The following is a 13,483-nucleotide window of genomic DNA, read 5'->3' on the forward strand; positions in this document are numbered from 1 at the left end:
ATTGCAAATGAGGCAACCGGATTAAGTAACTCCAGACCGATAACAGAGATAAGTAGCTGGCCATATGGAATCACATATTTCTGGCTACTTGGGCAGGTGCTATGCGAGGCACAACGGAGGGAGCATAGCCGTAGCTATGTGACCGGAGTTGTAACGAAGCAGAGTGCCTGAACAAGGAGTCAGAAATATATGATTTCATATGGTTAGCTACTTAACTGTCAATAAAGCATACCTGACGTAATTGTTAAGTCATAGTTAATACCTGACCAGTCAAATAAACCAAACAACCTTTATTTATTCATTTTCCTCACCAACAATAAAATCACTTCATTCAAAAACATTTTATCCAGGTGTATATATGAAAAGTTTATTGATCATCGGTCTGGCATTTGGTCTGGCTGCCTGCTCTGATTCAAAGCAAAGAGAAGGCACGATTAACAGAGACAAAGAATCATCACCACTTTCTGAAAACCCCAACCGGGAAAAGACCACAAAGACAGAAGGAAATCACTCATTTTCAAACACCTATACAGAAAATAAAGCAAAACCCATATCCTATAAATTATCGAATTTTGCCACATCAGGTTCAGATATAAACGACCATTCTTATAGCCTTGGCTATTACACCGTCAACCAAAATGACACTCTGATGAAAATTGCATTTGAGATATACGGTGATTATGAACAATGGATAGTCATTAAGAATGCCAATTCTGAAAAAATTGATTCTGAAAATGTAATAAAACAAGGAGCAACATTAACGTTTCCAGAACCAGCGGATAAATTTGTTCAAAGCAAAAAAGGGGATCCATACCTGATAAAGCGTGGAGATACGTTAGCATCTATTGCCAGAAATACTTATGGATCAAGCCGTCACTGGAAAGCCATCTGGAAGAACAACACGCGTTTGATAAAAGATCCGGATAAAATTTTTGCCGGATTCACAATATACTTGCCGATTATCAACGACTAAACAGACCTCGTCCACCCCATACCCTGAAAGAGGTCATTGACGTTACCATCATTGACCTCTCTGCCACTACCACCCGCCTCCACATTCGTGAGAGGCTGCATTTTCAATGCGCTTTAGATCAAATCTGCTTATAGTCATAGCCAATTTTTATGCCTGGTTAACACAAATATTAAATAAACTGTGTTTGATAAGAACTTTTACAACAGAGATAGGTCTTAGGAATTAATTCAGCAATTCAATAATTCAATGAATTTTCAATATACCTCATCTTTATTCAATCCTGATTTTTTTGATCTTTATACCGGATCATCAGGTTTAGAGCAGAATTTTCAATTTTACAGTGGCAGAAAACAACCGGCGTACCATGGTAGGTCTGTTCAGAGGATGGATGATCCTTTTCCTGTTTACCACAATCAATCAGCCATACATCATTATGGATGGCGCTGGCTTTTCGGGCTTATTAAAGGAATATGAGATTGCACCTGTGGCATCAGCCAATCCAGCAGGCTCTTCTGGAATTGATATGTCTGAGATACCACCACCAGCTCTTGAGAAATATGTACCCTGGGATTATGGCAATCAACCCGTTAATGGTGCCCTGCCACCAATACCAAACATCCGCTTTACTCAGCCGTCATTCCGGGTAAAAAGTAAGCCTGGGATCAGGGAACCAATACCAGCGCACCATTACAATCCAGATTATTGGTTAACTCATCCTCCTGTCGCATTCTTTAATCCACAAGATTCAGGACCCGTTGCTGTAGTTAACTCACTAAACCTGAACCAGGCTACAAGTAATAACCAGTCGACTCAGACAGAAGAAATTACGGATGGTAGCTCTTCAATCATTGAGCACCAGGGGTACCCCGCCAAGAGCCCACTTACGCAAAGCTCAAGGGTCGGTGCTCAACGAATCGCTACCAGACTGATCCCGAGTATGCATAGCGCCAAAGGAAGCGCCAGAAGGAGCGCTACCATAATGATCCTGAATACGCAGAGCGCATAAGGAAGCGTCAAAGAGAACGTCAACGGGAGCTTCGCAAAGATCCTGATTACCGTGAACGAAAAAGGAACATCGACAGGAAGTACCATATGAAACGCAAAAAAATAATAGAGAGTATGGCAGAAGCACTGTTCACCCAGAACATCAAAGGTAACACAACCAGCCAATCCCTGGGATAACTTCCCATCAGTCCACTTTTCGGACCACCTTGAAGTTATCCCACGCTTGAGAAGTTGGCATCACTTCCAGAGTGTTGATATTGATATGCGCTGGCTGTTGAGCAATCCAGAAAATGATATCCGCAATGTCTTCCGGACGAAGTGGGTTAACTCCTTGATAAATACTGTCACTTTTCGCCTGATCCCCTTTAAAACGAACCAGTGAAAATTCGGTTTCACACATGCCTGGCTCAAGACTGGTCACACGTACGCCGCTGCCAGCCAGGTCACAGCGAAGATTACGGGAGAACTGGGCAACAAATGCCTTACTGCCTCCATAGACATGGCTGCCAGGATACGCCCAGTTAGCAGCCACAGAAGCCAGGTTAATAATGGCAGCTTTGGGTTGTTCACGTAGAATGGGCAACAACTTATGGGTGACATTCACCAAACCAGTCACGTTGGTATCAATCATGGTATGCCAGTCTTCCAGGCTGGCTTCCCACGCAGGTCCAGCACCCAGCGCAAGTCCGGCATTATTGACCAGAACCTCAATATTGCGAAATTCATCAGGCAGTGAATCCACCATTTCTGATACTGCACGGGCATCGCGAACGTCCAAAGTGACACTGTGAACCGGTACTTCAGGCGTCAACTCTTCCGCCAGTGCCAGCAGGCGTTCTGAACGGCGACCAGTGATTATCAGGGAGTGGCCATGTTGAGCAAATAACCGGGCACTGGCCAGACCAAAACCGGAGGTTGCTCCTGTGATCAAAACGGTGGGCAAACTCATTCTGCATAACTCCATTTCATTTCTTCAGTTGCAGTTTATCAGTTATCACGGCATGACATAAAATGAAGTTGTCGCAAAAGCTGCGGAAACACAAAAGACTACAAAGTAATGTTTTATTTCCTGACCAGGCAAGCCCCACAGGTCATTCCCTTCAGTGCTGGTTACTCTTGCCTCCTGTTTCCTTCTGGTTCCACTTTGAGTAACGACTTGATTTTTGGATGATCGCTGTGGCGAGCTAAGAAAGTAATTTTTTCAATTAATTGAAAATCAACATCACCAAACACATTGACATGACATTGTCCAAGATGCTCCTGGGTATCATAACTGATAATGATTCCTGAATTTAATTTATCTAAATTATCAGGGTGCCAAACACTTAAAATATCCTTAGGCTCAAGAGCACATACATTATCAGGATCATATAATGAAAAAGTTTTATGCCTTCCTGTATCATTAGGCTCATAAAAAATCACTTTGAGACACCCCTCCTGTTTTTTAAATCTCAAGGCCATGACATGCCTCGGAATCATAAACAGGAAGCTTTTCTCAGTAGTATTTGGCATATCCCAATATTTCCTGGCAATTGACTGAATAGCATGACTGAGAGTTGATTTGGTAAAATAGTAACCTTCACTGGATGGTTTCCACCAACGAGCTTCCAAATCTTCATCTGTTGGAATTTTATCAGAGAAAGACTTCAATGCTGACCGGGTATCAACGGAACTGAATGTATGCTTACCACGACCAAAAGCGCCAGTAACATAACCAAGGGCTAAGTGTCGGCACTGTATAAGCTCACCACCCTCTACTTTATCAAAGAGAGGTCGATGAACTTCACAATTCAAACACTCAGACTTTTCATTCTTTGAAAAGTACATAGGAACAGCTTCCACACCCTCTGGCTTAAATGCCAGTTTTACTTCCACAGTGCGGCCTTTATTACACAACTGCTCAATCTTATCAGCCAAATACTTCCCTTTATCACTAAACGTTTTAACTATATCGATCTGATATGCACTCAGGGGTTTACGTAACACTTTGGCATAGCTTGAATCGGGGTTTTCTAATACCAAACGCGGAGTTACATCATCAAGAACACTGACAGTATATCTACCAAATAGTGCTTTTATACCATTAACAAGGGTTTTGATCGCCCTTACTAAAAACCATGAGTCTGCATGACGATGCCATGAGTGTGACATAGCTGGTAATACACCCAACTTTATTGCGTCCATTCCTGTCTGTCCCTGAGTAGTTACGTAGCCAAAATTATTTGATTATAGATTTTGCATAAAATTCTGAATCACTCTTATATAGATATTTCCAGAGCACAGATAATTAGAGTACGAAAGTACTTAATAGTTCCCCCTGTAATAAATTCTTATTAAGAAATTACCCAGACAAAAAAAGGCCAGTTCTCAAGAGAACTGGCCTTTCTGAAATATTAGTTGTTAAATCAGAGAATTAGCCACCAAAATCATCCAGCAGGATGTTCTCAGGCTCAACACCCTGATCTTCCAGCATCTTGATAACGGCTGCGTTCATCATGGGTGGTCCACACATGTAGAACTCGCAGTCTTCCGGAGCCGGATGATCTTTGCTTTGAAGGTGTTTTCGGCCCGCGTCCGGCTACGGTTTTACCTAATGGTGTTTATTACCCTCACAAAATACGGCATCGCCACAGATCCTCCGACTTTTTTGCCCCTCTGGCAAGCAGGAGTTCTACACATCGGTCTCGACCTTCACTGATGGCCCAGTCCAGGGGCGTAAAACCCATTGAATCGATGACATTGATATTCACCTCCGGGCTAGTGAGCAGCAACGCCAAGTTATCAGCCTTGCCCATTTGGGCAGCCGAACTCAGGGGTGTTTTGCCAAAATTATTTTTGGCATTGACAAGCACTTTGCTGTTGTTGAGTAACGCTTGCACACTAAGGGTCTTATCCCCTTTGGCGGCGATGTGCAACGGTGTTTCGCCGCAAAAATTGGTGGCATTGACATTCACTTCACTGTGAGTGAGCAGTTCATCCAGGATATCGCTTCTGTTCTCGCTGGCTGCCATGTGCAGAGGCGTTCGGCCTAACTCAGCGATGGCATTGACATTCACTTTTTCAGTATTGAGCAGTACCCTCAGGCTTTTGGCGCTTCCTCTTCTGGCAGCGCAGTGCAGGGGGGTTTCGCTGAGGCTATTAGTGGCATTAACCGTTGCCCCGAACTCGATTAGTAGTTGCAGGCAGTCGCTGCTATCGGTATATGCAGCCAGGTGCGCGGGCGTGCCAAGGGAAGTACCGGCGGCATTGACATCCGCCTGGCAGTTAATCAGTCGTTGCGCGCAGCCGACGTTATCGTTTATGCAGGCCCGGTGCAAGGGGGTGTAGCCGCCCTCATTAACGGCATTGACCTCTGCGCCGAAATCAATCAGTAGTTGCAGGTAATCCGCTTTGCCCACGAAGGCGGTTATATGCAGGGGCGTTTGGCCCGTCTTATTAGTAACGTTGACATTGACACCCGCCTCGCACAATCGTTTAAAGCCTGCATAATTTTCTGCCTCCAAAGCGATAAAAAGCAAGTGGCCATATTCATGTATGTTGACAACACGATCACTGTTTATTGTCAGACTCTGTTCGAGGGCTTGCATATCTCCGGTGCGAAGGGCACTTTCCAGTGCCGGGATACCAGACGATGGCCCGGATTGACGGGGAAGCGACGACCGGGGTTGCTGATGAGATTCGACACAGCCCCGTTGATTCAGTGTGGAGGGCTCCTGATCCGCGGTATGGTCAAGATGAAGCTGCCATCCATCCTGACCAGACATTTCGACCCGCGACCAGGAAGCAAATTGCCCTGGGGTGGAAACATCTTCGCTCTGGCGGATATTAAACGAAGGGTTGTTGATGTTAGTTCTGACACTCTCCATTTTCACACCTCTGTTCGCGATTCGCGGTTTGGTATGGGGTGATTTGGACAATAAAAAAAAGAAGAAATTCCATCATGATGAGTGCCTTTACAGAGACACCATCAGCATGGGTTCTACTGCAAAAGCATGAGTGAGGGGTGTTGCTATAAATATTGCCTATAAAAAAAGCCGGACTCAAAGAGCACCGGCCTTTACTTCATTAAAGCGAGAGTTTAGCCACCAAAATCATCCAGAAGGATGTTCTCAGGCTCAACGCCCTGATCTTCCAGCATCTTGATAACGGCTGCGTTCATCATGGGTGGTCCACACATGTAGAATTCGCAGTCTTCCGGAGCCGGATGATCCTTCAGGTAGTTATCAAACAGAACCTGATGGATAAAGCCGGTGTAGCCGGTCCAGTTATCCTCTGGCAGCGGATCGGACAGCGCCAGGTGCCAGCTGAAGTTCTCATTCTCTTCAGCCAGTTTGTCGAACTCTTCCACGTAGAAGGCTTCACGCAGGGAGCGGGCACCGTACCAGAAAGAGATCTTCCGGGTAGAAGACAGACGCTTCAGCTGGTCAAAGATGTGCGAACGCATGGGTGCCATACCAGCACCACCACCGACAAAGACCATTTCGTGGTCGGTTTCTTTGGCGAAGAACTCACCAAAAGGTCCGTACACGGTCATCTTGTCGCCGGGCTTCAGGTTGAAGACGAACGAAGACATCTTGCCAGGCGCAAAATCAGTACCCGGAGGTGGTGAAGCAATACGGATATTGAATTTCAGCAAGCCTTTCTCTTCCGGATAGTTGGCCATGGAGTAGGCACGGATAGTCTCTTCATCCACCTTGGAAACGTACTGCCACTGGTTAAACTTATCCCAGTCACCACGGTACTCTTCGCCGATATCGAAGTTTTTGTACTCGACGGTATGGGGAGGACATTCCAGCTGGACGTAACCACCGGCACGGAAGTTAACGTCTTCACCTTCTGGCAATTTCAGTACCAGTTCCTTGATGAAGGTGGCTACGTTGTCATTGGAAACAACTTCACACTCCCACTTCTTGACGCCGAAGAGCTCTTCTTCGACTTCAATTTCCATGTCCTGCTTAACCGCCACCTGACAGGAAAGACGCCAGCCTTCCTTCTCTTCACGCTTGGTGAAGTGAGAGCGCTCGGTTGGCAGCATTTCACCACCGCCAGACAGCACCTTACACTTACACTGCGCGCAGGTACCGCCACCACCACAGGCGGAGGGCAGGAATACCCCGGCACCGGACAGGGTGTTGAGCAGCTTGCCACCGGCAGCCGTGGTTACGGCCTTGCCGGGATCTTCATTAATCCCGATGGTCACGTCACCCATACTCACCAGTTTCGACCGGGCGGCGAGGATAACCAACACCAGCGCCAGTACGATAATGGTAAACATGGCAACGCCATAGATAATATTTAAATCCATATCGTCCCAATCCCCCTTACAGCTGTACGCCAGAGAAAGACAGGAAGCCCAGGGACATCAAACCAACGGTAATGAAGGTAATGCCCAGACCTCTCAGTCCTGCAGGTACATCACTGTACTTGAGCTTTTCACGAATGCCCGCCAGGGCAACAATGGCCAGAGCCCAGCCGACACCAGCACCGAAACCATAAACCACGGATTCACCGAGGTTGTAGTCACGCTGAACCATGAACAGTGACGCACCCATGATAGCGCAGTTTACGGTAATCAGTGGCAGAAACACGCCCAGCGCGTTGTACAGAGCGGGTACAAATTTATCCAGGAACATTTCCAGGATCTGTACCAGGGCAGCGATAACACCGATGTAGGTGATCAGGCCCAGGAAGCTCAGGTCAACACCGGCAACCAGTGCCCCGTCTTTCAGGATGTTCTGGTAAATGACATTGTTAATGGGCACGGTGATGGTCAGTACGGCAACCACCGCAACCCCCAGGCCCAGGGCAGTTTTCACCTGCTTGGATACGGCCAGGAAGGTACACATCCCCAGGAAGAAAGCCAGCGCCATGTTTTCCACGAACACTGCTTTCACAAATAGCGAAATAAAATGTTCCATGACTTAGTGCGCCTCACTGAATTTGGTATTAGGTGCGATCTTGAATTCCACCTCTTCAACCTGGTCTGCTTTCCAGCTGCGAATCGCCCAGATCAGCAGACCGATCAGGAAGAAGGCACTGGGCGCCAGCAGCATCAGGCCGTTGGGAACATACCAGCCACCGTTGTTCACGGTTGCAAAGATTTCCATACCAAACAGGTTGCCCGCACCAAACAGCTCACGGAAGAAAGCAACAATCATCAGCACACAGCCATAGCCCAGGCCGTTACCAAAACCGTCCAGGGCTGACAGCATTGGACCGTTCTTCATGGCGAAGGCTTCCGCCCGACCCATGACGATACAGTTGGTAATGATCAGGCCAACGAATACCGACAACTGCTTGGAGATGTCGTAAGCGTAGGCTTTCAGGATCTGGTCAACCACAATTACCAGCGAGGCGATAACCGTCATCTGACAGATAATACGGATGCTGTTGGGAATGTGGTTACGAATCAGGGAAACCGCCAGGTTGGAACAGGTGGTCACCCCGATAACCGCCAGTGCCATAACCAGGCTGACCTGCATGCTGGTGGTGACCGCCAGCGCAGAACAGATACCCAGAATCTGCAGGGTAATAGGGTTATTCTTAACAACCGGTTCCAGCAGGATATCTTTGGTCTTCACAGACATTATGCATTCCCCGCTTTCAGATTATTCAGGAACAGTTTAAAGCCAGCATCGGACAACCAGAACTTGATCAGATTGCTGACGCCATTGGAAGTCAACGTGGCTCCAGCCAGGCCATCAATCTGGTTTACGGCTCCCGGGCTGGCTGTATCAACGCCACCTTTGATCACGTGCAATGCTACCTTGCCATCAACACCGTAGATTTCCTTGCCAACCCAGCGGTTTTTCCAGACCGGGTTGCTGACTTCACCGCCCAGTCCGGGGGTTTCCGCCTGTTCAAAGAATCCGAAACCTTTCACGGTGTTCAGGTTGTTTTCCAGCGCCAGGAATCCGTACATGGTAGACCACAGGCCACGGCCGTGAACCGGCAGGATCAGGGTCTGCATCTGACCATCCTGCTCCACCAGGTAGACCTTGGCAACGTCAGCCTGGCGGGAAATACCGGCGATGTCGGCACTGCCCAGAGCTCTGGAAGCCTTGGCATCTTTGGCGGCAGTACGCTGGTCGTACCGGTCAACGGTCAGGCCATTGGCTTCATCAACAAACTTACCGGTTTTCAGATCCACCAGCCGTGGTTGGATCTGCTGATACAGCTCGGCAATTTCAGCGGGACTCAGCGCCCTGGCATCAGTGCTCAGACCGGCGATATCCAGAATGTTACGCTGAACGTCCAGCTTGATGTTCCGGTCCTGAACCGGCTTCAGGAATACTGCCGCCATGGATACCAGCACCGAACAGATCAGTGACAGCACCACCGTGACCAGCAGCGTCTTTTTAATCGTATCGTTTCCCATCAGGCCCGAGCCTCCCGACGCTTGATATTGGCCTCTACCACAAAGTGGTCAATCAGCGGCGCAAACAGGTTGGCAAACAGAATGGCCAGCATCATCCCTTCCGGATACGCAGGGTTCACCACTCGAATCAGGACAACCATGACACCAATCAGCGCACCGTAGAACCAGCGGCCCTGGTTAGTCATGGACGCCGATACCGGATCCGTGGTCATGAAGATCAGACCAAAAGCAAATCCACCCAGGACCATGTGCCAGTACCATGGCATATGGAACATGTAATTGGTGTCAGAACCGATCATGTTGAACAGGGTAGACAGGGCAATCATACCGATCATGGTACCCGCGACAATTCTCCAGGAAGCAATACCGGAGAACAGCAGAACCGCACCACCGATAAAGATAGCCAGTGTCGAAGTCTCGCCCACAGACCCCTGCATCACGCCAACAAACGCCTGAATCCAGCTGATGGACTGTTGCAGTGCTTCCATACCGCCCTGCTGGGTAACGCTCAACATGGTGGCACCGGAGAAGCCGTCAGCCGCAGTCCATACCAGGTCACCGGAAATCTGCGCCGGATATGCGAAGAACAGGAACGCACGGCCAGTCAGCGCCGGGTTCAGGAAGTTCTTGCCCGTACCACCGAATACTTCCTTACCGATAACGACACCGAAGGAGATACCCAGGGCTACCTGCCAGAGCGGGATAGAGGGTGGCACAATCAGGGCAAACAGCACGGAGGTAACGAAGAAACCTTCATTCACTTCATGCTTGCGGATAATGGCAAACAGCACTTCCCAGAATCCACCGACAAAGAAAGTCACTGCGTAGATGGGCAGAAAGTGAACAGCACCATAGATCAGGTTATCCAGGATACTGGCAGGATCATTACCGGCCAGCATGGCAATCAGCATACCGTGCCAGTCAGCCGGGACAGTGCCCAGACCATTGGCAATGGCCGTGTTTGCCTGATAACCCACGTTCCACATACCGAAGAACATGGCCGGGAAGGTACATAACCAGACCAGCCCCATCATGCGCTTCAGATCAACCGCATCACGCACGTGGCTGGTGTTGTGGGTTTTGTCCAGCGGTGTATAGAACAGCGTATCAGCAGCTTCATACAACGCATAGAATTTTTCGTATTTACCGCCCTTGACGAAATGGGGTTCCATCGAGTCAAGGAGATTTCTTAATGGCTTCACTGATTACCCCTCCAGCTCAATACGGGTCAGGTTGTCACGCAGCAGGGGGCCGTACTCATACTTACCCGCACAAACGAATGTGCAGAGAGCCAGGTCTTCTTCTTCCAGCTCAAGGGCACCCAGTTTCTGAGCGGTCTCGGTGTCACCGACAATAATGGCACGAAGCAGCTGAGTCGCCAGGATATCCAGAGGCATCATCTTTTCGTAGTTGCCTACGGGTACCATCGCACGCTCACCACCGTTTGTCGTTGTGGTGAAGTTGAACAGGCGGCTCTTGCTAAGGCCGGAGGTCATAACCCGCAAAATGGAGAAGCGATCCACCATTGGGTTGACCCAGCCCAGAAACAGACGCTCGTCACTCTCTTCCAGAACGGAAACCTGATTATGGTAACGTCCCAGGTAAGCAAATGGACCGTTGGCAGTGCGACCGCCAAATACCGATCCAGAAACAATACGGTTGGTGGCAGGCTTCAGTTCACCGGCAGTGATTTCATCGGTAGAGGCACCAAGGCGGGTACGAACCAGGCGTGGCTTGTCAACCTGAGGCCCTGCCAGAGAGACAACACGATCCGTGAACAGCTTACCGGTGGTAAACAGTTTACCGACGGCAATAACATCCTGATAACCCACCTGCCAAACCGTTTTGGTGGCAGAAACCGGGTCCAGAAAGTGGATGTGCGTACCTGGCAGACCTGCGGGATGGGGACCTGCAAACTCTTCGCTGTTGGCAATGCCCGCAGGAATGTTGGCACCCGGAGCCTTGCACAGGAAGATCTTGCCGCCACTGAGTTTACCCAGGATATTGATACCCTGTTCAAACGCCTCGGCCTGTTCCCTGATCACCACTTCCGGATTGGCAGCCAGCGGGTGAGTATCAATCGCCGTGACAAAGATGGAAGCCGGGCGGGTTCCCAATACGGGTACCTTGCTGAACGGACGGGTGCGCAGGGCAGTCCAGAGACCGGATTCATTCAGCAGCGCTTCCACCTGTTCAGCGGTCAGACCCGCCAGTTCTTCAGGTTTGAAGGCTGTGAAGGTCTCTTCTTCTTCCTGGCCATCGACATCGATCACCACGGATTGCAACACCCGTTTTTCACCACGATTAATTGCTGAAACAGTACCGCCAGCCAATGCTGTATACCGGATACCCGGTGTCTTTTTATCGGTAAAGAGCAGTTGCCCTTTCTTAACTCGATCTCCCACAGCAACCGCCATCGTAGGTTTCATACCTACATAATCAAAGCCAATCACGGCAACAGAGCGCGCTGCCCTGCCTTCCGATATACTTTGTTCAGGCGATCCTGATATCGGGAGATCCAGCCCCTGTTTGATTTTGATCATACCTTTCGCCTAATCAATCAAGTTGAGGTCAGGAGTAACCCGTCTCTCCGGTGACCTGGAACTGTCGTAACGAATTAAGGAAGCAATGCTCATTGAGTCTTCCCTGACGAAAAACACAATAAAACAAAGCTCCCGGTAACCAGAACACTGGCCGGGGCACTGCACATTATGGTCAGTAAACAACTTGAGAAAGGGGGAGCAAACACGCTGGGCAAGGCAAAACCCTGAGGCCGAAAGCATCAGGGTCAGGCAGCAGAAGCTGATAGCAACCCCCCTTTTTCAAGGTTACTGCTGCGCAGTTTTATTCCCGGAAAGCAATCTGGCAATCCGATCAGACACAGAAAAAACTCCGCTGAAAATCAGCCGAATTCTGATGGGCATCCAGATGGACAAGCATCGTAATTGTAGAACTTGTGTTCTTTATAATTAGCCGAAGCATGATCGGAAATTCCGTATCTGAGCCTAAATCCGCAACATCACCGATGAAAATGGTGACGCAATTATAAAGAGACTGGAGGTGATATGCCATACTGGCAGGGAGGATATTTTTACCAATACCTATAAGAAATAACCAACAAATACCCTAATCGCCAGAGTTTTTCTCGCTCTTCCCCGGCAGAGAAGACAGCGAGAAATCTCGGCAAACTCACCCTTCAATCATGCAAAACCTGATAAATAATTTCTCCTTTATAGCACTAAATTAAACGACCATTGCTTACCAATCACACTGCCCGTCGGAACAGCCGATAGAAATTGTCAGACGTTTTTTCTCCAAGCTCCTCAGGCGTCACTCCTTTCAGCTCAGCAATAAATCGTGCCACATCGGCAACGAACCTTGGCTCATTCGACTTGCCCCGATGGGGGACCGGTGCCAGATAGGGAGAGTCCGTTTCAATCAGCAAACGATCCATGGGTAAATAGTCAACCACCGCCCGCAACGCAGACGCATTCCGAAAGGTCACAATACCCGATATGGAAATGTAGTAATTCAGGTCCAATGCCGCTTTTGCCATCTCCAGAGACTCGGTAAAGCAGTGCAGAACCCCGGCAGACTCCCTGGAACCATATTCACGGAGAAAGTCCAGAGTATCTTCCCGGGCATCGCGGGTATGCACCACCACCGGCAACGCCAGTTCTGCCGCCAGTTCAAGATGGTTAATAAAGGACTGCCGCTGAACCGCCTGAGCCCCTTCAGTGGTGGCATAGTAGTAATCAAGCCCTGTTTCACCGATAGCAACCACTTTTTTATGGTTGGCCAGTGAGCGCACGACGTCGATATCAGGCACAACCTCCTTGCAGTCCAGTGGATGAACGCCAACCGAGGCATAGACATCCTTATACCGCTCTGCCAGTGATACCACTTCCGGACCATTGGCCAGATCGATGCCAATACAGAGCATACGATCCACACCCGCCGCCCTGGCTGCCTCTATTGCAAGGTCAAGATCCCCCTCATAAGGACTCAAATCCAGACGATCGAGATGACAATGGGAGTCAATAAACATTCTTCTCTCCTGAAAGCTCAACCATGACAAGGTTGAACTTTTCAATTCACCTCAGTTTGTCAAGCCTTACGTCAATACC

Annotated in this window: 12 protein-coding genes and 1 pseudogene; 2 read left to right on the forward strand and 11 right to left on the reverse strand. The window is 48.9% G+C overall.

Features of this window, described 5'->3' with window-relative positions; genetic code table 11:
* Positions 1-358: 358 nt before the first annotated feature.
* Both CX664_RS23460 and CX664_RS23465 read left to right on the forward strand, forming a co-directional pair.
* Positions 359-973 (forward strand): LysM peptidoglycan-binding domain-containing protein, encoded by a 615-nt coding sequence (locus CX664_RS23460; protein WP_101749057.1) that lies wholly within the window; start codon positions 359-361, stop codon positions 971-973.
* Between the two features lie 523 nt (positions 974-1,496).
* Positions 1,497-1,979: a hypothetical protein gene (locus CX664_RS23465; protein ID WP_180966611.1), complete on the forward strand. Its 483-nt coding sequence runs from the start codon at positions 1,497-1,499 to the stop codon at positions 1,977-1,979.
* A gap of 183 nt (positions 1,980-2,162) precedes the next feature.
* On the opposite strand, the gene CX664_RS23470 is transcribed toward CX664_RS23465, so the two are convergent.
* The 11 genes and pseudogenes from CX664_RS23470 to CX664_RS23525 all read right to left on the reverse strand — a co-directional run bounded on the left by CX664_RS23470 (position 2,163) and on the right by CX664_RS23525 (position 13,404).
* Entirely contained in the window at positions 2,163-2,927 is a 765-nt protein-coding gene (locus CX664_RS23470; RefSeq protein ID WP_101749059.1) for an SDR family oxidoreductase, read from the reverse strand.
* A 161-nt stretch (positions 2,928-3,088) separates the two neighbouring features.
* Complete coding sequence (locus tag CX664_RS23475) at positions 3,089-4,162, reverse strand: ShET2/EspL2 family type III secretion system effector toxin (protein ID WP_146000276.1); 1,074 nt, start codon at positions 4,160-4,162, stop codon at positions 3,089-3,091.
* A 229-nt stretch (positions 4,163-4,391) separates the two neighbouring features.
* Positions 4,392-4,526: pseudogene (locus CX664_RS23480) on the reverse strand (NADH:ubiquinone reductase (Na(+)-transporting) subunit F); the annotation flags it as partial.
* A gap of 61 nt (positions 4,527-4,587) precedes the next feature.
* Positions 4,588-5,844, reverse strand: coding sequence for an ankyrin repeat domain-containing protein (locus CX664_RS23485; RefSeq protein ID WP_101749061.1), 1,257 nt, complete (start codon positions 5,842-5,844; stop codon positions 4,588-4,590).
* 212 nt (positions 5,845-6,056) lie between these two features.
* Positions 6,057-7,283, reverse strand: a complete 1,227-nt coding sequence (gene nqrF / locus CX664_RS23490) for an NADH:ubiquinone reductase (Na(+)-transporting) subunit F (protein WP_101749062.1) — start codon at positions 7,281-7,283, stop codon at positions 6,057-6,059.
* Positions 7,284-7,299: 16 nt separating this feature from the next.
* A complete protein-coding gene (nqrE, locus tag CX664_RS23495; protein WP_101749063.1) occupies positions 7,300-7,896 on the reverse strand; it encodes an NADH:ubiquinone reductase (Na(+)-transporting) subunit E in 597 nt (198 codons plus the stop codon).
* Between the two features lie 3 nt (positions 7,897-7,899).
* On the reverse strand, positions 7,900-8,565 hold the full coding sequence (locus CX664_RS23500; RefSeq protein WP_101749064.1) for an NADH:ubiquinone reductase (Na(+)-transporting) subunit D: 666 nt from the start codon (positions 8,563-8,565) through the stop codon (positions 7,900-7,902).
* On the reverse strand, positions 8,565-9,356 hold the full coding sequence (locus CX664_RS23505) for a Na(+)-translocating NADH-quinone reductase subunit C (RefSeq protein ID WP_101749065.1): 792 nt from the start codon (positions 9,354-9,356) through the stop codon (positions 8,565-8,567). Before CX664_RS23505 ends, CX664_RS23500 begins: the two co-directional genes overlap by 1 nt.
* On the reverse strand, positions 9,356-10,528 hold the full coding sequence (locus CX664_RS23510) for an NADH:ubiquinone reductase (Na(+)-transporting) subunit B (RefSeq protein WP_101749066.1): 1,173 nt from the start codon (positions 10,526-10,528) through the stop codon (positions 9,356-9,358). Before CX664_RS23510 ends, CX664_RS23505 begins: the two co-directional genes overlap by 1 nt.
* Positions 10,529-10,561: 33 nt before the next feature.
* Positions 10,562-11,899: a Na(+)-translocating NADH-quinone reductase subunit A gene (locus CX664_RS23515; protein ID WP_101749067.1), complete on the reverse strand. Its 1,338-nt coding sequence runs from the start codon at positions 11,897-11,899 to the stop codon at positions 10,562-10,564.
* A 722-nt stretch (positions 11,900-12,621) separates the two neighbouring features.
* The gene (locus CX664_RS23525) at positions 12,622-13,404 is read right to left on the reverse strand and encodes a TatD family hydrolase (RefSeq protein ID WP_101749069.1); all 783 of its coding nucleotides are present in this window, start codon (positions 13,402-13,404) and stop codon (positions 12,622-12,624) included.
* Positions 13,405-13,483 lie beyond the last annotated feature (79 nt).

The sequence above is a fragment of the Endozoicomonas acroporae genome, assembly GCF_002864045.1.
Taxonomy (GTDB): domain Bacteria; phylum Pseudomonadota; class Gammaproteobacteria; order Pseudomonadales; family Endozoicomonadaceae; genus Endozoicomonas; species Endozoicomonas acroporae.

Bases quoted from the DNA above. Each gene is read 5' to 3' on its own strand.
- CX664_RS23460 (WP_101749057.1), top strand. From the start codon at position 359: ATGAAAAGTTTATTGATCATCGGTCTGGCATTTGGTCTGGCTGCCTGC.
- CX664_RS23465 (WP_180966611.1), top strand. From the start codon at position 1,497: ATGTCTGAGATACCACCACCAGCTCTTGAGAAATATGTACCCTGGGAT.
- CX664_RS23470 (WP_101749059.1), bottom strand. From the start codon at position 2,927: ATGAGTTTGCCCACCGTTTTGATCACAGGAGCAACCTCCGGTTTTGGT.
- CX664_RS23475 (WP_146000276.1), bottom strand. From the start codon at position 4,162: ATGGACGCAATAAAGTTGGGTGTATTACCAGCTATGTCACACTCATGG.
- CX664_RS23485 (WP_101749061.1), bottom strand. From the start codon at position 5,844: ATGGAGAGTGTCAGAACTAACATCAACAACCCTTCGTTTAATATCCGC.
- nqrF (WP_101749062.1), bottom strand. From the start codon at position 7,283: ATGGATTTAAATATTATCTATGGCGTTGCCATGTTTACCATTATCGTA.
- nqrE (WP_101749063.1), bottom strand. From the start codon at position 7,896: ATGGAACATTTTATTTCGCTATTTGTGAAAGCAGTGTTCGTGGAAAAC.
- CX664_RS23500 (WP_101749064.1), bottom strand. From the start codon at position 8,565: ATGTCTGTGAAGACCAAAGATATCCTGCTGGAACCGGTTGTTAAGAAT.
- CX664_RS23505 (WP_101749065.1), bottom strand. From the start codon at position 9,356: ATGGGAAACGATACGATTAAAAAGACGCTGCTGGTCACGGTGGTGCTG.
- CX664_RS23510 (WP_101749066.1), bottom strand. From the start codon at position 10,528: ATGGAACCCCATTTCGTCAAGGGCGGTAAATACGAAAAATTCTATGCG.
- CX664_RS23515 (WP_101749067.1), bottom strand. From the start codon at position 11,899: ATGATCAAAATCAAACAGGGGCTGGATCTCCCGATATCAGGATCGCCT.
- CX664_RS23525 (WP_101749069.1), bottom strand. From the start codon at position 13,404: ATGTTTATTGACTCCCATTGTCATCTCGATCGTCTGGATTTGAGTCCT.